The sequence below is a fragment of the Winogradskyella poriferorum genome, assembly GCF_050618035.1.
Lineage (GTDB): Bacteria > Bacteroidota > Bacteroidia > Flavobacteriales > Flavobacteriaceae > Winogradskyella > Winogradskyella poriferorum_A.
Genome location: NZ_JBODPY010000002.1, coordinates 21,055 through 43,765 on the forward strand (window position 1 = coordinate 21,055; position 22,711 = coordinate 43,765).

The following is a 22,711-nucleotide window of genomic DNA, read 5'->3' on the forward strand; positions in this document are numbered from 1 at the left end:
CTAATCTTTTTTTATTATAAAAATTGCAGGCCTTTTATGAAGGTCGCCTTTGTATTGCTTCCATTCTTTAACTGGCATTGTTTTAATATACTCAGTTGGCAGTGTTATGTCACAAGCAATACATAGTTTAGTGGTGGGATGAAGCGCTACGATTAAATCTTGTAATAATTTATTATTTCTGTAAGGGGTTTCAATAAAAATCTGTGACTGGTCTTGCTCCGAAGATAGACGTTCTAAGGATTTTAATTTTGATTTCCTTTCTGCTTTATCAATAGGCAGGTAACCATTAAAAGCAAAGTTTTGTCCATTCATTCCAGATGCCATGAGCGCCAATAGGATAGACGAAGGTCCAACTAATGGTATTACTCTAATATTTTTCTCGTGAGCTTGACTAACTATTTGAGCTCCTGGATCAGCGATAGCTGGGCAACCAGCCTCAGAAAGTAAACCAACAGATATACCTTTTAAACAAGGGTCTAAAAAAGTACTACGCTCTTCATCTGTAGTGTATTTATTTAAAACTTTAATTCTCAGCGAAGGTTGAGATTTACTTGGCGTTACACGTTTTATAAACCGGCGTGCAGTTTTCTCGTTTTCTACAATATAATCATCTAGATTTTCTATTATTTTTTTAATAGAAATAGGAAGAACTTCTAGTGGTGGATTGTCTCCTAATCGTGTTGGGATAAGATATAATTTTCCATATTCTTCCATTTCTATTCTAGTATTAATTTTTGAATATGGTTATTACCTAAATCTGAGGTACATTTTAAAACATAGATGCCTTTAGTGAGGTTGGCCGTATCGAATTGAAATATGCTTGCTTCATTAAAGCTTGATGAAACCACCGTTTTACCATGCAAATCTATTATCTCAATAGTTATTTTCTGGTTAATAGGAAAGCTTGTGAAATCAATGTTTAATGTGCCTTCCGATGGGTTAGGGTAAGCAGTAATACGCGACAATTCATTTTCATCAATACTTAATAGATTATCAACCAATTTATAAATGTTGCCAGAGGTAATATCAGAGATATATAATTCGCCATTAATATCTTCTCCAAATGCAACCCAATTGCCTGAAAAATCAACCAAAGTCATATCCCAGTTAGAACCATTTTCAGTCAAATAACCAATTTCACCACTGCAGTAATCCGCGAAGAAATATTTACCGCTAAAGTTAGTATAGGTACTTCCTCTATATCTATAACCACCAGTGATTGAGCATTTAAATTGCCCACTAGTGGTATGATTATACTCAGCTACAGGAAAAGTTAAGGTATTAGAAGCAGGACAACCCGTGGTGTTGAAGGTAGCATTACCTTCATAACAACGCCATCCGTAATTTAGACCAGCATCTGTAAGCGTAGCTCTATTTATTTCTTCATATTCTTGTTGTCCAACATCGGCAATCCAAATATCACCATTTAGACTATCGAAAGAGAATTTCCATGGGTTTCGAAGTCCATAAGCCCATATTTCCTCACTATTTGTGAGGCTTCCATCAAAAGGATTGTCAGAAGGAATAGCATAATTATTTCCGTTTTCCGTATTATCGATATCAATCCTTAAAATCTTACCCAATAAATTAGTTAAGTTTTGAGAATTATTCTGCGGATCACCTCCAGATCCACCGTCACCAGAAGAAATATACAAATAGCCATCTTGACCAAATGCCATATCACCACCATTATGATTGGTAAAAGGTTGTGAGTAGGAGAGTAAGATAAGTTCTGAATTTGGGTCAGCCAGCAACGGGTTTGTGCTAGATCGATTAAAACGCGATATAACAGTGTTTCCAGAATTATTTATATAGTTAACATAAAAATGACCGTTAGTTATATAATTAGGATGAAAAGCTAATCCTAATAGTCCTCTTTCATTTCCTGTATTTATTACACGAGAATCGATATCTAAAAAAGCAGTAGATTCAACAGATCCGTCAGCATTAATTATTTTGATATATCCATCTTGCTCCACTACGTATAATTTATCATCACCAGCATGTTTTAAATTTACAGGACGATCAAAATTTTGAGCAAATAATTCAATATCTAAATCTTGAGAAATAACAATGGAAGTGTAAAGTAGGAACAAAATAGAGGCAAGCAATCTCATATTCAATTTTTTTGAGTTCCTCTAAGTTACAAAATTTGAAAAAATTGACTTAGCTAATGGTTAATCTTCCAATGAAGATGCTATAATATCACAGGTCTCATCAACTATGTTAAAAACATTCTCAAAGTCCAATATATCACCATAATAAGGATCTGGTACATTTTTATCTGATATATTAGGATTACTCTCTAAAAATAAATGTACTTTTTTTGCATCCTCATCATCTCTAGATAGGCTAAGAATATTACTTAAATTAGAGCGATCCATTACATAGATATAGTCAAATTCATCAAAATCTGCAACTACAAACTGCCTTGCCCTTTGATGACTAATCTCTATACCATGATTTAAAGCAACCTCAATAGATCGTCTATCTGGTTTACTACCAATGTGGTATGATGCAGTACCAGCAGAATCTACATAATAGTTTTTGGTATTTAGTTTATTAGCCATTATACCATGAGCCAAAGGCGATCTACAAATATTGCCCAGGCAAACCATTAATATTTTAGTCATTGAATTGTAGTGTTATAAGGACAGCTTTTTAGAAAGATCCTCAACATACTTTCTAAATTGTTTATCTGTAGATGATAAATTGTCTACAGTCTTACATGCGTGTAGTACGGTTGCATGGTCTCTCTGTCCAATCTGAGATCCAATACTCGCTAAAGAAGCCTTAGTATACTTTTTAGCAAAGAACATTGCTAACTGACGTGCCTGAACGATATGACGTTTTCTAGTTTTAGATTGAAGTGTACTCACATCCATTTGGAAATAATCTGAAACTACTTTCTGAATATAATCTATAGAGACCTCACGTTTTGTATTCTTAACGAATTTCTCAACAATATCTTTTGCAAGGTTAATAGTGATTTCCTTTTTGTTGAAAGAGGACTGTGCGATTAAAGAGATAATAGCACCTTCTAGTTCTCTCACATTAGTTTTAATGTGCTTAGCAACATATTCAACAATTTCTTCAGGCATTTCAACACCATCTCTATAAAGTTTATTCTTTAAGATTGAAACACGTGTTTCAAAATCTGGTGTTTGTAATTCGGCAGAAAGACCCCATTTAAAGCGGGATAGTAAACGTTGTTCAATGTCTTGCATATCAACAGGTGCTTTATCACTTGTTAATACGACTTGTTTACCATTTTGGTGTAAATGATTAAAGATGTGGAAAAATACATCTTGAGTTCCAGTCTTACCCGATAAGAACTGTACGTCATCAATTATTAATACATCTATAATCTGGTAGAAATGAATAAAATCATTTCTGTTATTCTTCTTTACAGAATCTATATACTGCTGTGTAAACTTTTCAGCAGAAATATATAAAACGGTCTTTTCTGGATACTTATCCTTAATATCTACACCGATAGCATGCGCTAAATGTGTTTTACCTAGTCCAACACCACCAAAAATGAGTAGAGGGTTGAAAGACGTTCCACCTGGTTTATTGGCAACCGCAATACCTGCATTTCTAGCCAATCTATTTGAATCTCCTTCAAGGAAATTTTCAAAGTTGTAGCTAGGATTTAATTGGGATTCAATTTTTACATTTCTAATCCCAGGTATAATAAAAGGATTCTTTAATTCAGGACTTTTATTATCAAAGGGTACATCAACGTCTTGTGATTTAACAGCCGTTCTGTTAGAACTTGGAATTTTCTCTGTAAAAGGTTGTCTATTACCATAGGTGTTTTCCATCTTAATGACATACACTAATTTGGCATCTTCACCTAGCTCTTTGGTAAGTGCAACTTTAAGGATTTTTACATAGTGCTCTTCTAACCACTCATAAAAGAATTTACTAGGTACTTGTATGCTCAATGCACTGCCTGAAAGTTTAACTGCTTTAATAGGTTCAAACCAAGTTTTAAAAGCTTGTGGCTGAATATTATCCTTTATAAAATCAAGACAGTTATCCCAAACAGATTGAGCGGTTACCTCCATACTTTGAGTTGATATTTTAGTATTGTTAGTTAGATTAGCAAAAAAAAGAGAACCTGAATTCTCTCATTTAATATGAAACAAATATGTGAACAAAATTCTTAAAAAAAAAATGAATTTTAATTGAATTTTAAGAAATTTTTTCCCATGTTTATTTCCGCCTGAAAGTACGAATTTTTTATAAAAAAATCGCACAAAAATGAATTTTTACGAGACCGAAATTAGGGTACGTTATGGTGAGACAGACCAAATGGGTATTGTATACCACGCGAACTACGCCATATACTTTGAAGTTGGGCGAACTGAATGGTTAAGGGCATTTGGCCTGAGCTACAGCCAGATGGAGGCTGAGGGCATTATGCTCCCTGTAATTTCCTTAAATATAAACTACAAAAATTCAGCACGTTATGACGATGTGCTTAAAGTAAAAACACGATTAAAAACGATGCCTACTGCATCTATAGAGTTTGAATATGAATTAGTTAATTCTGATGCTGTTTTATTAGCTACTGGAAGTACAACTTTAGCTTTTATTAATATGCAGAAGAATCGCCCTACACGATGCCCAAAATATCTTTTAGATAAACTGCAGAATTATTCGTTATAATTCAATAACATTAACACCATAAAAATCTCTAAATAAATCAACTACCAATTGGTAGTTACTTTTTCTGACAGATAATTCTAACAAACAATCCATTTCTAAGATACGTTTTACCACTTCGACGTCATTTTCTTTTAAAATACGAAGTACTTTACTGAGATGTTTATAGTCAAATCTTAACTGAAAATTTCTATTAATCGTTTTTTCTTCAATAAGCGATGTATTAAGCACAAGTTCTGCGCCTTTTCTATAGGCATTAATTAATCCACTCACTCCAAGTTTTACACCGCCATAATATCGAATTACAACTACCAGTACATTAGTGAGATTAAAGGATTGAATTTGACCATATATTGGCATACCTGCAGAATTATTAGGTTCACCGTCATCATTAACTCGAAAGACTATTTTCTCGGTTCCTAATTGATAAGCATAACACCAATGTCCTGCATTATGGTGTTCTTTTTTGAGTTGTTCTAAATGAATTTTGACATCATCCTCATCAGTAATTGGAAAAGCAAAACCATAGAACTTACTGTTTCGATCTTTAAAGAGCTCGCCTTTATTTGGTTCTGTGATTGTTCTGTAAGTATCAGTCATATAATTTAGGCAAGGGTGACTATTACAATTGAAATAATGGCAATTAGAATACCTAGCCAATTTTTAAATGAAATTTTCTCTTTGAATAAGAAAAGCCCAACTAAAGTTGAAAATGCCACAATAGCCACATTATTGACTGTAAAAATTGAAGATGTATCGTATCCTTCAACTCTAAGCGCTTTCAATAGATAATAAATTGAAGCATAATTTATAAGGCCTAATGCGACTCCAAAAGGAATACTTTTTATTTTGAAATGACGCTTCATTCTTAAGGAATTATAACTTAAAACAAAGATTCCGATCGTAAAAGCAATCCCAAATATTACAGCTGAAAATAGTGGTATTTTATCGTCTGGTGCAAAATAGTTGACAAAAGTGTCAATGGTTCCGGAGCCAAAGAACAAAATAATAGGTAGATAAATAGATTGGGTTAAAACAACATTATCTTTCTCTTTTACAGATGTTAGATAAACGGCAATTAATGCTAAAACTATTCCGGCAATTTTTAACCACCCAACACTTTCATTAAATACTACTATACCAAAAACTATTGGAATGATGACACTCATTTTGCTCGCAACTGAAGCTACAGAAAGGCCATTTTTTTGAGCAGTTAAAGCCATAACATTAAATATTGATATAAATAGAAAACCTAATCCTATGGCGCCATAAAACCAAGTTGAGTTTACTATTTCGCCTACATTTATGTTACCATCATAAAATGTTAGTCCAATAGAACAAGCCGTAAAATAGTTTACTACAATAGCTTGTAAGGTGTTGATTTTATATTTATTGAATAATTTGAAGAGTACAAAAATTCCTGTAGAAGATAATATGCTTAGTAAGAGGTATATCAAAACAAGTCTTTATGTTTACTAAATAAATTAATGACATCTTCCTTGGTTTCATCAATTGTCCAAGTATGAAGGCCAAGTGCTTCGGCAGTCCTAGTATTTTCGGCTGTATCGTCTATAAATAGGCACTCAACTGGATTAAGGTTGTTTTCGCCTAAAACAAATTCAAAAATATCGGTATTCGGTTTTCTAAGCCTTATTTCGTGGGATAAATAAAATTTATCAAAACAGTTTTTGAATGCATTGTAAAAGCTAATGTACCTTTTAATATAATCAATATGCATTTCGTTAGTATTGCTTAACAGAATAAGATTGAAACGCTTTTTTGAGGCTAGGTCTTGGATAAAATTTAATCTGTATCTCGGGAAATCTTTAAGAATGTAATTCCATGCATTCACTATATCTTCTTGGGTTAAAAAGGTAAATTTTGAACGATAAAAATTAATAAATTCCTCAGTAGAGATGTTACCAGTTTCGTAAGACATATTAGTATTTATCATGTCAGCTTCAAACGTTTCAATTTTGAAGAGATCCAATGCGTTTTGCATGGCACCTTGTTTATCTAAATTGATAAAGACATCTCCAAAATCAAATATTAATGTCTTAATCATTTCAGGTAACTTTTTTATTTGAATAGACACTCAATCGATCTTCTAGTATGTAAGTTTCTGAAATTAATGCACCTTCAATGTGTGGTGCTTTAACACCTTTGCAAAAAGTTGTCTTACCAACAAATATTCGTGCTTCATCCCATAGGTTATTGTCTATAAATGTTTGAAGTGTTTTGGCGCCACCTTCTATGATGACAGAGTTGATATTGGAAGCATGAAGAAAATTAGCTATTTGATGCGCTTTACTCTGATTAAAATCAATATCCTTTTCACTAATTATGATAGTAGTAATGTCCTTTTTAAAAACAGAATAGTCTTTACTTAAGCTTAAATTTTTATCCAATACAATACGAGTAGGATTCTCACCAATCCAATCTCTAACGGTTAAACTTGGATTATCTTCAATTACAGTATTGGCGCCAACCAAAATGGCCTGTTCTTCTGCACGCCATTTATGCACTAATTGTCTAGAATATTTATTTGTGATCCAAACTGGTTTTTTTTCATCCTTTATTATAGGTGCTATGAATCCATCACTAGTTTCGGCCCACTTTAAAATTACATACGGTCTTTTTTTATTGTGAAAGGTAAAAAATCGTCTATGATGATACTTACATTCCTTTTCGAGTACACCAACAATGACGTCGCACCCAGATTTTCTAAGTTTTGCAATGCCTTGACCTGCTACTTCAGGATTATCATCAACACATCCAATAACGACTTTTGGGATATTGTGTTTTATTATTAAATCACTACAAGGTGGTGTTTTTCCATGGTGACTGCATGGTTCTAAAATCACGTAAAGAGTACTCTTTTTAAGTAGAGATTTATCTTTTACCGACCTTATAGCTATAACCTCAGCATGAGGTCCACCATAAATACTAGTAAATCCTTCTCCAATTATTTTATCCTCATATACTACAACAGCACCAACCATTGGATTTGGACGTGTTGTGCCTAATCCATTTGAGGCAATTTGTAAACAACGATTTATGTAGTAAGCGTTTTTATTCAATTATAGCTTTACTTTAATGTTTTGTTCTTCATCCAATTTGTAGGAAGAGGAATATCCAAATACTTTATAATCTATTTCACCTTTATATCTCACTTTTAGTCTTTGAGAAATGAGGCCTCCCAATAAACTTCCTAGGCTATTGCGATCTACAAGACTATCTGTAGATACCGAAACTATTAAGGGAATTGTAAAATCATCCTTAGATGGTACATCAAACACTTCAGAGACTATTGTGGCCACTTCGGTATCATTAATTAGGACCTTTAAGCCATCAGTTTTGAGTGTACCACCAACATCATTTGGGTTCTTAAAAACCGCATCAGCACCAATAGTTATAGTTTGTGCATTGGCATTTAAAACTTTTATTTTGTCTAATCCCTGAAATTCTGGTTTTTCGGTTACTGTACAGTTGAAAACAAGTGTAAAAAACAATAAAATCAATAGGTGTCTTTTCATAGAAAAAAAAGAATTATAGCTATCTTCATACCGACGTAAAATCAGCCTTAAAAACCAATATTTAAAGTGCGTAAAGATACTATTGTTATTCGAGAAATAGAACTTAAGGATAATCCTAAAATTGCAATAGCCATAAGAAAGGTTCTTATTGAAATGGGTGTGCCAAAAGTGGGCACAGCCTATGAGGATGAGGCTTTAGATTGTATGACAGAAACTTATGACGAGTCAAGAAAGAGGTATTTTGTTGTTGAAAGTGGTAATGAAATTCTAGGAGGTGCAGGTATTTCTCCTTTAGATAATTATGATGGTAATGTTTGTGAGTTACAAAAGATGTATTTTATGCCAGAAGCAAGAGGCAAAGGTCTCGGTAGTAAAATGATGGCAATGTGTTTAGATTTTGCAAAAGAAGCAGGATTTGAACAATGTTACTTAGAGACTATGCCATACATGGATGATGCAAGAAAATTATATAGAAAGGTTGGTTTTAATAGTATAGATAAGCCTATGGGAGATACAGGTCATTATTCTTGTTCTGTTTGGATGATTAAAGATTTATAAGATTGAAGGCATTAGATCTAAAGCGCATATTTCATAAGGAGCTTGATGGTATTTACGGTGCAAATGAGGTAGCTAACTTTTTTTATCTCTGTTTAGAGCATTTTGTGAAAATCCCAAAGTTTCAACTTTCAATAGACCCTCAATTTACATTAAAGTCAAAAGAGACCGATACTTTCTTTGAGGTGTTGGAAGAATTGAAAAGCCAAAAACCCATTCAATACATATTAGGAGAAACAGAGTTTTATGGTTTAAAATTCAAGGTGAATCAAAACGTTTTGATTCCACGACCTGAGACAGAAGAATTAGTGGATTGGATTATAAAATCGAACAAATCTAGATTCGAGCCTTTAAAAATATTAGATATTGGAACAGGTAGTGGTTGTATTGCTGTAAGCCTTGCTAAGCATCTAAGTAATGCGCAGGTTTATGCTTTAGATATATCTTCGGAGGCCTTACAAGTGGCCCAAGGCAATGCCATGGTAAACGGAACAGAAATTAATTTTATAAATGCAGATATTTTAGATGTGAAATCTTATCAATCTGTTTTTAATGAGACTAGTTTTGACATAATTGTATCAAATCCGCCTTATGTAAGACAGTCTGAGCAATTAGAAATGAAACCAAATGTTTTGGATCATGAACCACATTTAGCGCTTTTCGTTGAAGATAATAATGCGCTAGTGTTTTACAAAGCCATTATAGATTTTGCAACTAGGCATTTAAGTTCAAATGGAGAAATATATTTTGAAATTAACCAGTATCTTGGTGAAGAAACAAAACAGCTTTTGATTGATGCGCATTTTAAGAATGTTAATTTGCTTATGGATTTGAATGCTTATAATCGAATGTTAAAGGGTATAAAATAATTGTATGAAAAGTATATCAGTCTTTTGTGGAAGTAGTGAGGGTAACGACCCAACAATTATTGATTCTGCATATAATCTAGGTGCAATATTAGCTAAGAATCATATTACTCTAGTTTATGGTGCTGCAAAGATTGGGATTATGGGAAAGGTTGCACAAGGAACAATAGACCATAAAGGAAAAACAATTGGTGTTATCCCAAATTTTTTAAGAACCAAGGAAATCGTTAATGAAGGGCTCACTGAGCTTATCGTAACTCAAAACATGCATGACCGTAAGGTATTAATGTATGAGAAGAGTGAGGGCTTTATGATTATTCCAGGTGGTTTTGGCACAATGGATGAGTTTTTTGAGATTACCACTTGGGGACAGTTGGGTCTGCATACAAAACCCATTGGAATTTTAAATATAAACGGTTATTACGATGCGTTGATTCAACAATGCAACAAAATGGTAGAACGTGGTTTTTTAAAACAACGGAATCTAGATGCTGTGGTTGTTGATGATACGATAGACGGACTACTCACTAAAATGAACAATTACACCCCACTTCCAACACCTAAATGGTTGAATAAAGAAGGTTTATAAAATGGACGTAAAATCAAAAATAGAAACACTCAGAGACGAGCTTCGTCAACATAACTATAATTATTACATACTCGATAATCCTACAATAAGTGATTATGAGTTTGATATGAAACTCAAAGCCCTTCAGGATTTAGAAGAAAAACACCCAGAGTTTTTTGATTCTAATTCACCTTCGCAACGCGTTGGAGGTACTATAACCAAAAACTTTGAGACCATTGTTCATGATTTTAGAATGTACTCCTTAGATAATTCTTATTCGAAGGAAGATTTATTGGATTGGGAAACACGCATAAAGAAGCTAGTGGATGGTGATGTGCAGTATACCTGTGAGCTTAAGTATGATGGTGCATCTATGAATCTAACATACGAAAATGGGCAATTGCTTAGAGCAGTTACTAGAGGAGATGGTGTGCAAGGTGATGAGGTGACTGCAAATGTCAAAACCATTCCTACGATTCCCTTGCAACTTAAAGGTGATTATCCTGATCGATTTGATATTAGAGGAGAAATTATTTTACCAATTGCTGGTTTTCTAAAAATGAATCAAGAACGTATTGCGAATGATGAAGAACCCTATAGAAACCCGCGAAACACAGCTTCTGGAAGCTTAAAACTTCAAGACAGTGCGGAAGTTGCAAAGCGTCCACTAGAGTGCTTATTATATAGTATAAAGGGCAATAATCTTAATGTGTCTACTCAGTTTAAAGGTTTAGATAAAGCTAGAGAATGGGGTTTTAAGGTACCTAAGGAGGCAAAATTGGTGAATACCATCGATGAGGTTTTAAATTATGTTGCGTATTGGGAAGAACATCGACATGAATTACCATATGAAATTGATGGTGTTGTTATAAAAGTAAATAGCCTTTATCAACAAGAGGAGCTAGGATTTACGGCTAAAGCTCCACGTTGGGCAATGGCCTATAAGTTTAAGGCAGAACAAGTCTCTACACGGTTAAATGAAATTACATATCAAGTAGGTAGAACAGGTGCAATAACACCAGTTGCTAATTTAGAACCTGTTCAATTGGCTGGCACAATTGTTAAAAGAGCCTCTTTACACAATGCAGATCAGATTGAAAAATTGGATATTAGAGTAGGAGATGAGGTTTATGTTGAGAAGGGTGGAGAGATTATCCCAAAGATCATTGCAGTAGATTTAAGTAAAAGACCAAATGAGTCGGTAGCTACAAAGTATATAGATGTTTGTCCAGAATGTGAGACACCATTGGTTAGACCAGAAGGTGAAGCAAAGCATTATTGTCCTAACTATAATGGTTGTCCACCACAGGTTATTGGACGTATACAACATTATATTTCTCGCAAGGCTATGGACATTGAAGGTTTAGGAGGGGAAACAGTAGCATTGCTGGTTAACGAAGGTCTAATAAGAAACTATTCAGATTTATATGAGTTAAAGGTGGAGCAGGTTATCCCACTGGATCGTATGGCAGAAAAGAGTGCAGAAAATTTAATTAATGGCATTGAAGCCTCAAGACAAATTCCATTTGAGCGTGTTCTGTTTGCACTAGGTATACGTTATGTAGGTGAAACTGTTGCTAAGAAATTGGCCAAACATTATAAGACTATAGATGCCTTAATGCACGCAACGATTCTAGATTTAGTTGCTGTAGACGAAATAGGAGAGCGGATTGCTGAAAGTGTGATTGACTTTTTTGGTGATTTAGAGAATATTAGAATTGTAGAACGGTTAAGGTCTTTTGGTGTTCAACTTGAAATCTCAGCAGAGAAGCTAGCAAATCAGACCGACAAACTTCAGGGTAATAGTTTTGTTGTTTCAGGAGTATTTGAAACCGTTTCTAGAACTGAGCTCAAAAAACTAATTGAAGACAATGGTGGAAAAGTCTCATCATCGATCTCATCTAAGACAAGTTTTGTGGTTGCAGGTGATAAAATGGGTCCAAGTAAACGAACCAAAGCAGAAAACTTAAATATACCCATCCTAACAGAGCAGGGCTTTTTAGACCTTTTGAAATAAATTCTTACAAAAAAATACGTATTTTATCGATAAAATGCATTTTTTTACCGTTTAATTGTAAAATAATTTTATATTTGGCTCAATAATGAGGGATTATAAATGGTATTTAGCAAAATATTAAAAGGTTTACTGTTGCTATTAGGCGGTATATTCATCGTGTTTCAAGGAATGACCTTTGAGACCGAAGGTGCTGCTATAAGTGCAATAGTCTTGGTTTTGCTCACCTTTGTTTATTTGAAATGGACAGATAAGAAAAACAAATATTTTTTATGGTTCTTAATAATCTATACGATAGCTCAAGTTGTTAGCTTTGGAGCATGGTTTGGACCAGAGGTATATGAAGGAGATGTGGATTACTTTTATTATTTAACCAATATACTATTCATAATTGCGTATTCGGTTTTATCATTAAAGATGCTAATCCAATTAAATTTTAAGCAAGTTTTTTCTCAGCTTTCTGTACCAATTATTATTTTAATAATTCTTGACGTTTTCTGCGTCTCTTTAGTCACTGCCACAGCTGTTAGTACTTTGAGTGTTTATGAATATGTATTGGAGTATTCCTATAATGCTATCGTAATGGTTTTACTTTCTATTGCTTTAATTAACTATATGTATCGCAATGATAATAAATCAATGTTGCTTCTTTTAGGGTCAATTTGTATTGTATTTTCTGAAATTATCCAATTGGCCTACTTTTACGTGTTTAATGATAATATACTTGGGTTTGTTTATTCTTTCCTTTTAGTAGTGGCCTTTGTGTTTTTCTACATGCAGTCTCAGGATGATTTTACGGGTCCCGAACCAGAATATGTAGAAGAACAATTAGAAGAGGCTTAATTAAGTTTCAAAAAGGGAATACTTTTCCTTTCAGAATATAAAATTATTCCACTTAGTGTAAATGTAATTAGCGCTGTATAAAAAAGTATGCCTCCATCACCCTTTACTTCAATCCCTAGTTGGGTTAAATGCATCATAATTGCTCCGGCCATAAGTCCTAATGATAATGAAGCACCCATCCAAACTGATTTTGGTATAAGTAAAAGTATACCTGCAATTAATTCGAGTATACCAATTCCTATACGGCCAAAAGGTTCAAGCCCAACCGTTTCGAATATGTAAACACTATCTGGATGCGCTGTAAATTTAAACCTAAGAGTTTGGATTAAAATAATTGCAACTGCGATTCTAAGAATAAGAATGATTTTTTTTGACTTCATTTTGATTAGTTTTAGTTTGAAGTCTTAGACGCAGAATTACCAACAACTTACAAATGATTAAACTAATATTGTCGTCCCTTGAGCTTCTGTTTCTTTGCCAGGTTCAAAATAAAAGTCTATTTGGCCCAAATAAAGACCATAGGCTCCAACTTGGTTAACGAGGACATTTTTACCAACACTATTCTTCTCGATTGTCGGTTTTGGAAGAAAAGTATGAGTATGACCACCTATGATTAAATCAATATCTTTTGTTGCTCTTGCTAAATTTAAGTCCGATACTTTCTCCGGAAATTTTTTGTAGAAATACCCAATATGCGAAAGACAAATTACCAAATCACATTTATGTTCTTGTTTTAAAGTTCGAGACATATCTTGCGCAATTTCAATAGGGTCGAGGTATACTGTCTCTTTAAACATGCGCTTTTCTACAAGGCCTTCAAGTTGAATTCCAAGTCCAAATACACCAATTTTAATACTATCCTTTACAAAAATCTTGTAGGGCTTTACATGTGTATCCATTACAGTATTTTTGAAGTCGTAATTCGCTGAGACAAATTCGAAATCGGCATGAGGTAATTGGGCATAAAGTCCATCGATACCATTGTCAAAATCGTGGTTTCCGATAGTCGCCAAATCGTATTTTAACATGCTCATTAATTTAAACTCCAATTCACCGCCATAATAATTAAAATATGGTGTGCCTTGAAAAATATCACCAGCATCTAATAATAACGTATTTGGATTTTCCTGCCTTATGGCTTCGACTAAAGTAGCACGTCTTGCAACACCGCCTTTATTGGCATTTCTCCCATCTTCAGGACCAAATGGATCTACATGACTATGGACATCGTTGGTATGAAGAATTGTTATTCTTTTTTGTTTGTTTTCTGCAAAAGAAGATAATGTCATACCTCCCATACCGATAAGTGCTCCAGTAGCTACAGTATTTTTTATAAACTTTCTTCTTTGCATTTTTAATTTGGTTTTTGTGTAAAGCGATTATCAATTATTGGTCTAATCGTATCTTTCTTTTTAAAATAATCAATCAGGACATTCCTTATCTTATAGTCTAGTACATAAAGACTGTCATTAGGATGAAAAAAGGTCATACGATCACCACCATTATATAGATAATCGTTAGTTGCAATGTAGTAGGTCTTGTCTTCTAGGACTTCTTGATCGCTAATAGTAGCAGAGATAACATTATAATTGGCATCTACTTCTATTTTAATCTGATTAGATAATGGGTGTGCTCTTTTAGCTTTTGACAGGTAAGTGAGCATTTGATTAATCTGCTTACCTTTTAATTTAACAACGACAACAGAGTTTTCAAAGGGCATCACATTATATGCAGTTCTGGTCGTAATATTCCCTTTTGGTATTATTGATCTTATGCCTCCATGATTTAGAATAACAAAATCAATATTTTGGCCTGTTCTTTTATTAAAAACAGGATTTGCTTCACTGAATACCGCATCGGCCATTAGATTACCAATTGCTGTATTGAGGTTTCCGTCTTTTTTTGAATACGTTTCTGGAGCATATGATATGACACTATCCAAATTACGATTTACATTTTGACGATAAGGCTCAATATATGTTTCAATGGCGCTGTCACTTGCAAGGTCTTCATTTATTTCAAGGCGTTTGCCTTCAATTTTATTTAGATAAACATCTTCTTTGCAAGAAAAGATAAAGACCAATATTACTAATAGGGACGCGTATTTAGGAGACATTAAAATTCTTAAAATTTGTTTATGAAAAAATGAATGTGCTTTTGCTACATTTGCACAAAGTCAAAAATAAATGATTTTAAAGGCATTTAAGACAAAATCAAATCAAAAATATGTTAATTCACTATTGAAGGACCGAAAAGGAACTGTGAATAACAAAAAGGTAGCGACTATTGCTGTACTACTGAATTTAGATGAATTTACTGATTTTGAAGCTTTTAGATCATATTTTAAGGAGTTAAACCTAACATCGCCTAAACATAAAATTGTTGCGTTTACCATGGACGATAAACATGAAAGTAGTCAATGGGAAACTTATTTTAGTCCAAAAGACATAGGCTGGAAGGGTAAAATTAATAGTACCGATTTACAGGCTTTTATCGACGAAGATTATGATGTGTTAATTAGTTACTTTAAAACAAATGAGGTTTTACTTAATTTAATAACAACACTATCTAAAGCAAATTTAAAAGTTGGTATATCGCGAAAAGATGAACGTTTATATGATTTAATAATCGACATCAAACCTTCAGATTTTGACATTTTTAAAGTAGAATTTCGAAAGTATTTAAACATCTTAAAAAAATTATAATGAACCAATTTATAGGTACAGGAGTTGCATTAATTACACCCTTCAAAGAGGACTTATCCATAGATTTTGATGCATTGACTCGTCTTATTGAGTATAATATTGAAAACGGTATTGAGTATCTTGTGATCAGTGGTACTACAGGAGAAAGTGTAACCGTTACACCTGCCGAAAAAAAGCAGCTTATTGAATTTATTGTTAAAATCAATAATGGGAGGTTACCGCTTGTTTTAGGAATAGGAGGAAACAATACGACGTCAATTATAGAAGAGATTAATCAAACAGATTTAACATCTATTGACGCATTATTATCCGTTTCTCCATACTATAGTAAGCCTACACAAGAAGGGCTTTATCAACACTTTAAGGCAGTCGCAGAAGCTTCACCAATTCCTGTAATTCTATACAACGTACCAGGTAGAACTTCAAAAAATATGGAGCCTTCAACGACAATAAGATTAGCCAATGACTTTGAAAATATTATTGCGGTAAAAGAGGCGGGAAATAATGTGCATCAATATTTGGAGTTGCTTCGAACAAAACCTGATGATTTTCTCATTATTTCGGGAGATGATGATTTGGCACTAGGTGTAGTTCTTGCCGGTGGTGCAGGAGTTATCTCTGTTATTGGACAAGGATTACCCAAAGAATTTTCGAACATGATACGTTTAGGCTTAGCTGGTAAAGCCAAAGAAGCCTACAAATTACATTTTGCATTAATGCCAATTACTGCAATGATTTTTGCGGAGAATAATCCTGCAGGTATTAAAGCAGTTTGTAAGCATCTGGGAATATCTAATGATCACGTAAGAATGCCATTAGTTCCGGCTACAGAAAAGCTACAAAATCAAATTAAAAAAGCACTAAACGATTTAGGTAAAAGTTAAACTTAATATAAAGCCTATTAACGTGTGATCTCATGGGCTATTTTAGCTCATAATATAAGTTTTCAAAATCCGTTATTTATGCATACTTTTGCAATCTGTTTAAAATTTATGAAGAAAGCACTTTACATAGCATTGCTGTCAATTATTGTGGCCTCATGCAGTGATTATCAGAAAGCATTAAAATCTGAAGATACTGCTTATAAATTTAAGATGGGAACCGATCTTTACGAAGAAGGCAAGTTTGCAAAAGCATTTCGTTTGTTTGAGCAAATCATTCCTAGCTATAGAGGTAAGCCACAAGCTGAGAAGTTGACTTTTATGCATGCTATGTGCTCTTACGAAATGGGTGACTATTATATATCGAGCTATCATTTCGATAAGTTTGTAGATATTTATCCAAGTAGTGAAAAGGCTGAAGAGGCAGCATTTCTCTCTGCAAAAGGCTATTTCTACAATTCACCAGTTTACACTAAAGAGCAAAAAGAAACTATTGAGGCTATTGAGAAGTTACAATTGTTTATTAATTTGTATCCTACATCAAGTTACGTAGCAGATGCAAACAAACTTGTAAACGAATTAGATTTTAAATTAGAAAAGAAGGCTTATGAAATCGCTAAACAATATAATTTGATTAGAGATTACAAAGCTTCAATTAAATCATTTAATAATTTTTTACTGGAGTTTCCAGGGACATCATTGCGTGAAGATGCAATGTTTTACAGACTAGATTCGGCTTATAGATTGGCTATATTTAGTATAGACAGGTTAAAGGAGGAACGTGTAGATGATGCCTTAAATTATTTAAATGGCTTAATGAAATCCTTTCCAGACACAAAGTATGCTGAGGAAGTAGCAACTATGAAAAGCGACCTTGAAACAGGTCAAAACACATTAATAACTAAAAGTTAAAGTTAATCTTAATTAAGATGGATTTAAAGAAGACCGATGCACCAGTAACAACTGTAACCTATGACAGAAATGTTGTAGATGCACCAACAGATAACATTTACGAGGCCATATCTGTTATTGCTAAACGTGCTGAACAAATTAACACGGATATAAGACGTGAGTTAATTGATAAGTTAGAAGAATTTGCAACTTACAATGATAGCTTAGAGGAGATCTTTGAAAATAAGGAGCAGATCGAAGTATCTAAATTTTATGAAAAATTACCTAAGCCACATGCTTTAGCTGTTAAAGAGTGGTTAGATGATAAGATCTATCATAGAAACACTGAGGACACTCAGGAATAAACTTCAATGTCTATTTTAAAAGACAAAAACATTTTATTAGGCATTACCGCTGGTATTGCCGCATATAAATCGGCCTCATTGGTCCGATTATTCATAAAAGCAGGTGCGAACGTTAAAGTCGTTATGACACCTGCTTCTAAGGATTTTGTTACGCCATTAACCTTATCTACACTTTCTAAAAACGAAGTCTTTTCATCATTTGTTGATGAAACAGATGATAACCAAGTTTGGAATAACCATGTTGAGTTAGGTTTATGGGCAGATTTATTTGTAATTGCTCCTGCCACTGCAAATACACTAGCGAAAATGGCAAACGGAGTATGTGACAATATTCTTCTTGCAACCTATCTTTCTGCAAAATGTCCTGTTTATTTTGCTCCTGCGATGGATTTGGATATGTATAAACACCAATCGACTAAAACGTCATTTTCTAAACTGATTTCTTTTGGTAATAAAATGATTCCTGCAGGTACTGGAGAGTTAGCAAGTGGCTTGGTTGGTGAAGGTCGTATGGCTGAGCCTGAAACCATTATAAATTTTATTGAAAAGGATATTTTGGATCAATTGCCCTTAAGAGGAAAAAAGGTGCTTATAACAGCCGGGCCAACTTATGAATCGTTAGATCCAGTGAGATTTATTGGGAATCATTCAAGTGGGAAAATGGGTTTTGAAATTGCTAAAGCTTCAGCAAATTTAGGTGCACAAGTAATATTGGTAACTGGCCCAACACATCAATCTATTACTCATGACAATGTCGATTTAAAACCTGTAATCAGTGCAGAGGACATGTATAATGAGGTACACAACTATTTTTTAGACTCAGACATAGCTATCCTTTCGGCAGCAGTAGCGGATTACCGACCAAAAAATGTGGCAGATCAAAAAATAAAAAAGAAAGATTCTACGTTTACAATAGAGCTCGAAAAAACAAAGGATATTCTAAAGTCTTGTGGTGAAATAAAAGACAAACAGTTTTTAGTAGGTTTTGCTTTAGAGACTAATAACGAATTAGAAAATGCAAAGGGTAAGCTGCAGTCTAAGAATTTAGATTTAATTGTACTTAATTCTTTGCAAGATAAAGGGGCTGGTTTTGGAGTATCCACAAATAAAGTTACATTTATAACTTCGGGTAACGATATAGTAGAACACGAGCTTAAATCTAAGGCTGAGGTAGCCAGTGATTTAATGCAACAAATTCTTAAGCAAATAGATGCGTAATTTTTTACTTTTTTTATCTTTAATTACTTCCTTAAGCATTGTTTCTCAGGAGCTTAATTGTACCGTAACCGTTATTGCACAACAAACAGGTAACGATAATAATGTTGTTTTTAGGAACCTAGAAAGTCAGTTGAATGAGTTTATAAGTAATACGCAATGGACCGATAAAAATTTCAGCCAACAAGAGCGTATTGATTGTAACATGGTCATTAATGTACAAGAATATAACAACGATCTCTTCGCTGCTACATTACAGGTGTCGTCTTCTCGTCCTGTGTATAACTCAACATATAATACACCGATTTATAATTATAACGACAGAAACTTTAACTTCCAATATTTAGAGTTTCAGAATTTAGTATATAATCCAATTCAGTTTGAGTCTAATTTGATTTCTGTTTTATCATTTCATGTTTACATGATTCTTGGAATGGATGGAGATTCCTTCGCTTTAAATGGTGGTGATGAGTATTTTAAACAAGCACAGACTATAGCTAATTACTCCCAACAATTAAATGGCCAAGGTTGGAAACTCGAGGATGGGTTACAATCTCGATTTGCTTTAATCGATAATTTAATGTCACCTACGTTTAAGGAATTTAGAACTACCATGTATGAGTATCATATTAATGGTTTAGATGTCATGCATGAAGACACTAAGAAGGGAAAAACCAAGGTTGTTGCTGTGTTAGATGAATTGCAAAAAATTCATCGTAGACGCCCAAATTCATTTCTAATGCGTGTATTCTTCGATGCTAAATCCGATGAAATTATGGATATTCTTTCGGGTGGACCTAGCATTAATATTACGGATACCATGGATACCTTAAATCGAATAGCGCCGACATATTCACAAAAATGGCGTAATATTAAATTTTAGTAGTTAATCATTTTTACCGAGTTCTTTAAGGAATCTAATATTTAGTGCACAAGTTTTTCTTTTGGCACTTCTAATTATTTTAGGAATCGTTTAATTTTGTTATAAATAATATTGTATTGCTTTCAACTTTACACATAAAAAATTACGCTTTAATCGATCAATTAAATGTCGATTTTAATAATGGTTTCTCGATTATTACAGGAGAGACAGGAGCTGGGAAATCGATATTATTGGGTGGGCTCTCGTTAGTCCTAGGTAAGCGTGCTGATCTTAGTCAGATTAAAAGTAAAAATGAGAAGTGTGTTATCGAAGCCACTTTTGATATTGCAAGGTATAACCTTAAAGGTCTCTTTACTGAACTAGATTTAGATTATGATGTGCACACTATAATAAGAAGGGAAATATTGCCTTCAGGTAAATCTCGTGCATTTATTAATGATACTCCAGTAACTTTAGATAGTTTGGTAGCACTAAGTTCGTACCTTATTGATATTCACTCTCAGCATCAGACACAACAATTGATTCAAGATGAATACCAGTTTCAGATAATCGATGCACTTGCTGGGAACAAGAATAATTTAGAGGATTATAGCACCAAGTTAAGTCAGTATAAAACTATATTAAAAGGATTGGAAGAATTAAAAACTTCTAAAGCTGAAATGCTCAAGGAGTACGACTATAATTCTTTTTTACTAAAGGAGTTATCCGAGATTAATCTCGATAGTATTAATTTAGAAGACTTAGAATCTCAATATGAAACCCTTAATAACGTAGAAGAGATTAGTGAGCGACTCGGTAATACCAGAGGAATAATTTCTAACGAAAACATTGGTTTGTCTGACCAACTTAATACTATAAAACAAGAATTAAGTAAGATTTCTGGTTACAGTCAAAATTATAATGCATTGTACGATCGTGTTCAGAGCATTGACATTGAGTTGAATGATATTTTAGTTGAAATAGAAGGTCTGCATGAGGATCTAGTTACGGATCCCACAGCGTTGGAAAAGATTAACTCACAACTTCAAATCATTTATAACTTATTTCAAAAGCATGCTGTTGATACCACCGAGGAATTATTAGAGATTAAAGAATCTCTAGAACTTAAGGTTGCAAATACTGAAAATTTAGATGAGACAATTGCTAAGTATGAAGATGAGTTGTCTGAATTGGAATCGAAACTCAATTCGGTAGCGTCAAAAATTCATAACGCCAGACAGAAAGCAATACCACAGCTTATAAATAAGTTAGAAATTATACTGGACGAATTAGGAATGCCCAATGCCAAATTTAAGATTGAGCTCTCAAAAACAGACGGTTTTAATAAGAATGGTAAGGATACTTTAGAGTTCTTATTTATGGCGAATAAGGGTTCGAGTTTTAGCACCTTAAAGAAGGCAGCTTCAGGTGGCGAGATGTCTCGAATAATGTTAGCAATTAAATCGATATTATCAGAATATATGCAATTGCCAACCATTATGTTCGATGAGATTGATACTGGCGTTTCAGGTGAAATATCTCATAAAATGGGTGCAATAATGAAAGTAATGAGTGGTTCCATGCAGGTATTTGCTATAACCCATTTACCACAAATAGCTGCTAAAGGTGATGCGCATTTTAAGGTATTTAAAGAGGATCATAATGATATAACAACCACCAATTTAAAGCGCCTAAATGAAGAAGATAGAATTGTGGAAATAGCTCATATGCTAGGCGGTTTAAATATTACAGAATCAGCTATAGCACATGCTAAACAATTATTGAATTAGCAGTATATTTACAACGTTAAAAAACAGATAACTAACTAAACATAATATTTAAGGTATGTATAACTTACTTAAAGGAAAAAGAGGAATTATTTTCGGAGCGTTAGATGAAAATTCAATCGCATGGAAAACAGCAGAACGTGTGCATGAAGAAGGTGGTCAGTTTGTATTAACTAATGCACCAGTGGCTATGCGAATGGGACAGATCAATGCACTTGCTGAGAAAACAGGTTCAGAAATAATTCCGGCAGATGCCACATCTGAAGAAGATTTGCAAAATTTAGTTGAAAAGTCCATGGAAATTCTAGGTGGCAAATTAGATTTTGTTTTACACTCTATAGGGATGTCAATTAATGTGAGAAAAGGTAGAGCTTATACAGATCAAAAATATGATTGGACACAAAAAGGAACTGATGTTTCTGCAATGTCTTTTCATAAAGTGATGCAGACGCTTTATAAGTCTGATGCCATGAACGAATGGGGAAGTATAGTAGCGTTAACTTATATGGCAGCACAACGTGTTTTTCCAGATTATAATGATATGGCTGATAATAAAGCATATTTAGAAAGTATTGCTCGCAGTTTTGGCTACTTCTTTGGAAGAGATAAAAATGTAAGAGTAAATACAATTTCGCAGTCGCCAACACCAACTACTGCGGGTAGTGGTGTAAAAGGGTTTGATGGCTTTATTGCTTATGCTGAGAAGATGTCTCCACTTGGTAATGCTACAGCATTAGATTGTGCCAATTATACGGTGACACTGTTCAGTGATTTAACACGTCGTGTTACACTTCAAAATTTATATAATGACGGTGGATTTAGCAATATGGGCGTGAGTGATGCGGTTATGGATGTTTTTATGGATAACGATTAAACGTTTTAATAATTCAATTAACGTTGTTATGCGGATTGTAAAAACAGCTTTTTTTATATTGCTTTAAAATTTTGA

Annotated in this window: 26 protein-coding genes; 14 read left to right on the forward strand and 12 right to left on the reverse strand. The window is 33.6% G+C overall.

The features are described 5' to 3' along the window. The 4 genes from ACRHOC_RS04910 to dnaA are packed head-to-tail and all read right to left on the reverse strand — an operon-like array spanning window position 1 to window position 4,073. Entirely contained in the window at window positions 1–714 is a 714-nt protein-coding gene (locus ACRHOC_RS04910) for an SAM-dependent methyltransferase (protein WP_431157475.1), read from the reverse strand. Window positions 715–716: 2 nt separating this feature from the next. Further along, on the reverse strand, window positions 717–2,117 hold the full coding sequence (locus ACRHOC_RS04915; RefSeq protein ID WP_431157476.1) for a PQQ-dependent sugar dehydrogenase: 1,401 nt from the start codon (window positions 2,115–2,117) through the stop codon (window positions 717–719). Between the two features lie 60 nt (window positions 2,118–2,177). Further along, complete coding sequence (locus ACRHOC_RS04920) at window positions 2,178–2,633, reverse strand: low molecular weight protein-tyrosine-phosphatase (RefSeq protein WP_431157477.1); 456 nt, start codon at window positions 2,631–2,633, stop codon at window positions 2,178–2,180. Between the two features lie 12 nt (window positions 2,634–2,645). Next, window positions 2,646–4,073, reverse strand: coding sequence for a chromosomal replication initiator protein DnaA (dnaA, locus tag ACRHOC_RS04925; RefSeq protein ID WP_431157478.1), 1,428 nt, complete (start codon window positions 4,071–4,073; stop codon window positions 2,646–2,648). Window positions 4,074–4,269: 196 nt separating this feature from the next. On the opposite strand from dnaA, the gene ACRHOC_RS04930 reads away from it, so the two are divergent. Beyond that, on the forward strand, window positions 4,270–4,677 hold the full coding sequence (locus tag ACRHOC_RS04930) for an acyl-CoA thioesterase (protein ID WP_431157479.1): 408 nt from the start codon (window positions 4,270–4,272) through the stop codon (window positions 4,675–4,677). Here ACRHOC_RS04930 and ACRHOC_RS04935 read toward each other — a convergent pair. Genes ACRHOC_RS04935 through ACRHOC_RS04955 form a run of 5 tightly spaced genes read right to left on the reverse strand, consistent with a single transcriptional unit; the run spans window position 4,672 to window position 8,210 of the window. Next, window positions 4,672–5,274: an IMPACT family protein gene (locus tag ACRHOC_RS04935; RefSeq protein ID WP_431157480.1), complete on the reverse strand. Its 603-nt coding sequence runs from the start codon at window positions 5,272–5,274 to the stop codon at window positions 4,672–4,674. The two genes, ACRHOC_RS04930 and ACRHOC_RS04935, sit on opposite strands and share 6 nt — an antisense overlap. A gap of 5 nt (window positions 5,275–5,279) precedes the next feature. Continuing rightward, window positions 5,280–6,131 (reverse strand): EamA/RhaT family transporter, encoded by an 852-nt coding sequence (locus ACRHOC_RS04940; protein ID WP_431157481.1) that lies wholly within the window; start codon window positions 6,129–6,131, stop codon window positions 5,280–5,282. Continuing rightward, window positions 6,128–6,739 carry an HAD-IA family hydrolase gene (locus ACRHOC_RS04945; RefSeq protein WP_431157482.1) on the reverse strand — a complete coding sequence of 204 codons (612 nt, stop codon included), beginning with the start codon at window positions 6,737–6,739 and terminating at the stop codon, window positions 6,128–6,130. Before ACRHOC_RS04945 ends, ACRHOC_RS04940 begins: the two co-directional genes overlap by 4 nt. 1 nt (window position 6,740) lies before the next feature. After that, window positions 6,741–7,754 carry a bifunctional diaminohydroxyphosphoribosylaminopyrimidine deaminase/5-amino-6-(5-phosphoribosylamino)uracil reductase RibD gene (gene ribD / locus ACRHOC_RS04950; RefSeq protein ID WP_431157483.1) on the reverse strand — a complete coding sequence of 338 codons (1,014 nt, stop codon included), beginning with the start codon at window positions 7,752–7,754 and terminating at the stop codon, window positions 6,741–6,743. Further along, window positions 7,755–8,210, reverse strand: coding sequence for an LEA type 2 family protein (locus ACRHOC_RS04955; RefSeq protein WP_431157484.1), 456 nt, complete (start codon window positions 8,208–8,210; stop codon window positions 7,755–7,757). Between the two features lie 66 nt (window positions 8,211–8,276). Here ACRHOC_RS04955 and ACRHOC_RS04960 point away from each other — a divergent pair, with 66 nt between their 5' ends. From ACRHOC_RS04960 to ACRHOC_RS04980, 5 genes are all read left to right on the forward strand, one after another. Next, a complete protein-coding gene (locus ACRHOC_RS04960) occupies window positions 8,277–8,768 on the forward strand; it encodes a GNAT family N-acetyltransferase (RefSeq protein WP_431157485.1) in 492 nt (163 codons plus the stop codon). Between the two features lie 2 nt (window positions 8,769–8,770). Beyond that, window positions 8,771–9,634 carry a peptide chain release factor N(5)-glutamine methyltransferase gene (gene prmC / locus ACRHOC_RS04965; protein ID WP_431157486.1) on the forward strand — a complete coding sequence of 288 codons (864 nt, stop codon included), beginning with the start codon at window positions 8,771–8,773 and terminating at the stop codon, window positions 9,632–9,634. Between the two features lie 4 nt (window positions 9,635–9,638). Continuing rightward, on the forward strand, window positions 9,639–10,220 hold the full coding sequence (locus tag ACRHOC_RS04970; RefSeq protein WP_431157487.1) for a TIGR00730 family Rossman fold protein: 582 nt from the start codon (window positions 9,639–9,641) through the stop codon (window positions 10,218–10,220). A 1-nt stretch (window position 10,221) separates the two neighbouring features. Continuing rightward, entirely contained in the window at window positions 10,222–12,216 is a 1,995-nt protein-coding gene (gene ligA, locus ACRHOC_RS04975; protein ID WP_431157488.1) for an NAD-dependent DNA ligase LigA, read from the forward strand. Window positions 12,217–12,315: 99 nt separating this feature from the next. Then, window positions 12,316–13,056: a hypothetical protein gene (locus ACRHOC_RS04980; RefSeq protein ID WP_431157489.1), complete on the forward strand. Its 741-nt coding sequence runs from the start codon at window positions 12,316–12,318 to the stop codon at window positions 13,054–13,056. Here the strand turns inward: ACRHOC_RS04980 and ACRHOC_RS04985 are convergent. The 3 genes from ACRHOC_RS04985 to ACRHOC_RS04995 are packed head-to-tail and all read right to left on the reverse strand — an operon-like array spanning window position 13,053 to window position 15,172. Then, window positions 13,053–13,436: a DoxX family membrane protein gene (locus ACRHOC_RS04985; RefSeq protein WP_431157490.1), complete on the reverse strand. Its 384-nt coding sequence runs from the start codon at window positions 13,434–13,436 to the stop codon at window positions 13,053–13,055. The two genes, ACRHOC_RS04980 and ACRHOC_RS04985, sit on opposite strands and share 4 nt — an antisense overlap. Before the next feature lie 57 nt (window positions 13,437–13,493). Beyond that, window positions 13,494–14,408, reverse strand: a complete 915-nt coding sequence (locus ACRHOC_RS04990; protein ID WP_431157491.1) for a bifunctional metallophosphatase/5'-nucleotidase — start codon at window positions 14,406–14,408, stop codon at window positions 13,494–13,496. Between the two features lie 2 nt (window positions 14,409–14,410). Continuing rightward, on the reverse strand, window positions 14,411–15,172 hold the full coding sequence (locus ACRHOC_RS04995) for a 5'-nucleotidase C-terminal domain-containing protein (protein ID WP_431157492.1): 762 nt from the start codon (window positions 15,170–15,172) through the stop codon (window positions 14,411–14,413). Window positions 15,173–15,242: 70 nt separating this feature from the next. Here ACRHOC_RS04995 and ACRHOC_RS05000 point away from each other — a divergent pair, with 70 nt between their 5' ends. From ACRHOC_RS05000 to ACRHOC_RS05035, 8 genes are all read left to right on the forward strand, one after another. Beyond that, window positions 15,243–15,761, forward strand: a complete 519-nt coding sequence (locus ACRHOC_RS05000) for a DUF6913 domain-containing protein (protein ID WP_431157493.1) — start codon at window positions 15,243–15,245, stop codon at window positions 15,759–15,761. Continuing rightward, a complete protein-coding gene (gene dapA / locus ACRHOC_RS05005) occupies window positions 15,761–16,645 on the forward strand; it encodes a 4-hydroxy-tetrahydrodipicolinate synthase (protein ID WP_431157494.1) in 885 nt (294 codons plus the stop codon). Before ACRHOC_RS05000 ends, dapA begins: the two co-directional genes overlap by 1 nt. 108 nt (window positions 16,646–16,753) lie before the next feature. Next, window positions 16,754–17,554, forward strand: coding sequence for an outer membrane protein assembly factor BamD (locus ACRHOC_RS05010; protein WP_431157495.1), 801 nt, complete (start codon window positions 16,754–16,756; stop codon window positions 17,552–17,554). Window positions 17,555–17,571: 17 nt separating this feature from the next. Then, window positions 17,572–17,898: a DNA-directed RNA polymerase subunit omega gene (locus ACRHOC_RS05015; RefSeq protein WP_431157496.1), complete on the forward strand. Its 327-nt coding sequence runs from the start codon at window positions 17,572–17,574 to the stop codon at window positions 17,896–17,898. A 6-nt stretch (window positions 17,899–17,904) separates the two neighbouring features. Beyond that, window positions 17,905–19,116 carry a bifunctional phosphopantothenoylcysteine decarboxylase/phosphopantothenate--cysteine ligase CoaBC gene (gene coaBC / locus ACRHOC_RS05020; RefSeq protein WP_431157497.1) on the forward strand — a complete coding sequence of 404 codons (1,212 nt, stop codon included), beginning with the start codon at window positions 17,905–17,907 and terminating at the stop codon, window positions 19,114–19,116. Further along, entirely contained in the window at window positions 19,109–19,996 is an 888-nt protein-coding gene (locus tag ACRHOC_RS05025; RefSeq protein ID WP_431157498.1) for a DUF4835 family protein, read from the forward strand. Before coaBC ends, ACRHOC_RS05025 begins: the two co-directional genes overlap by 8 nt. A gap of 116 nt (window positions 19,997–20,112) precedes the next feature. Then, complete coding sequence (gene recN, locus ACRHOC_RS05030; protein WP_431157499.1) at window positions 20,113–21,765, forward strand: DNA repair protein RecN; 1,653 nt, start codon at window positions 20,113–20,115, stop codon at window positions 21,763–21,765. Between the two features lie 55 nt (window positions 21,766–21,820). Beyond that, the gene (locus ACRHOC_RS05035) at window positions 21,821–22,636 is read left to right on the forward strand and encodes an enoyl-ACP reductase FabI (RefSeq protein WP_431157500.1); all 816 of its coding nucleotides are present in this window, start codon (window positions 21,821–21,823) and stop codon (window positions 22,634–22,636) included. Window positions 22,637–22,711: the final 75 nt, after the last annotated feature.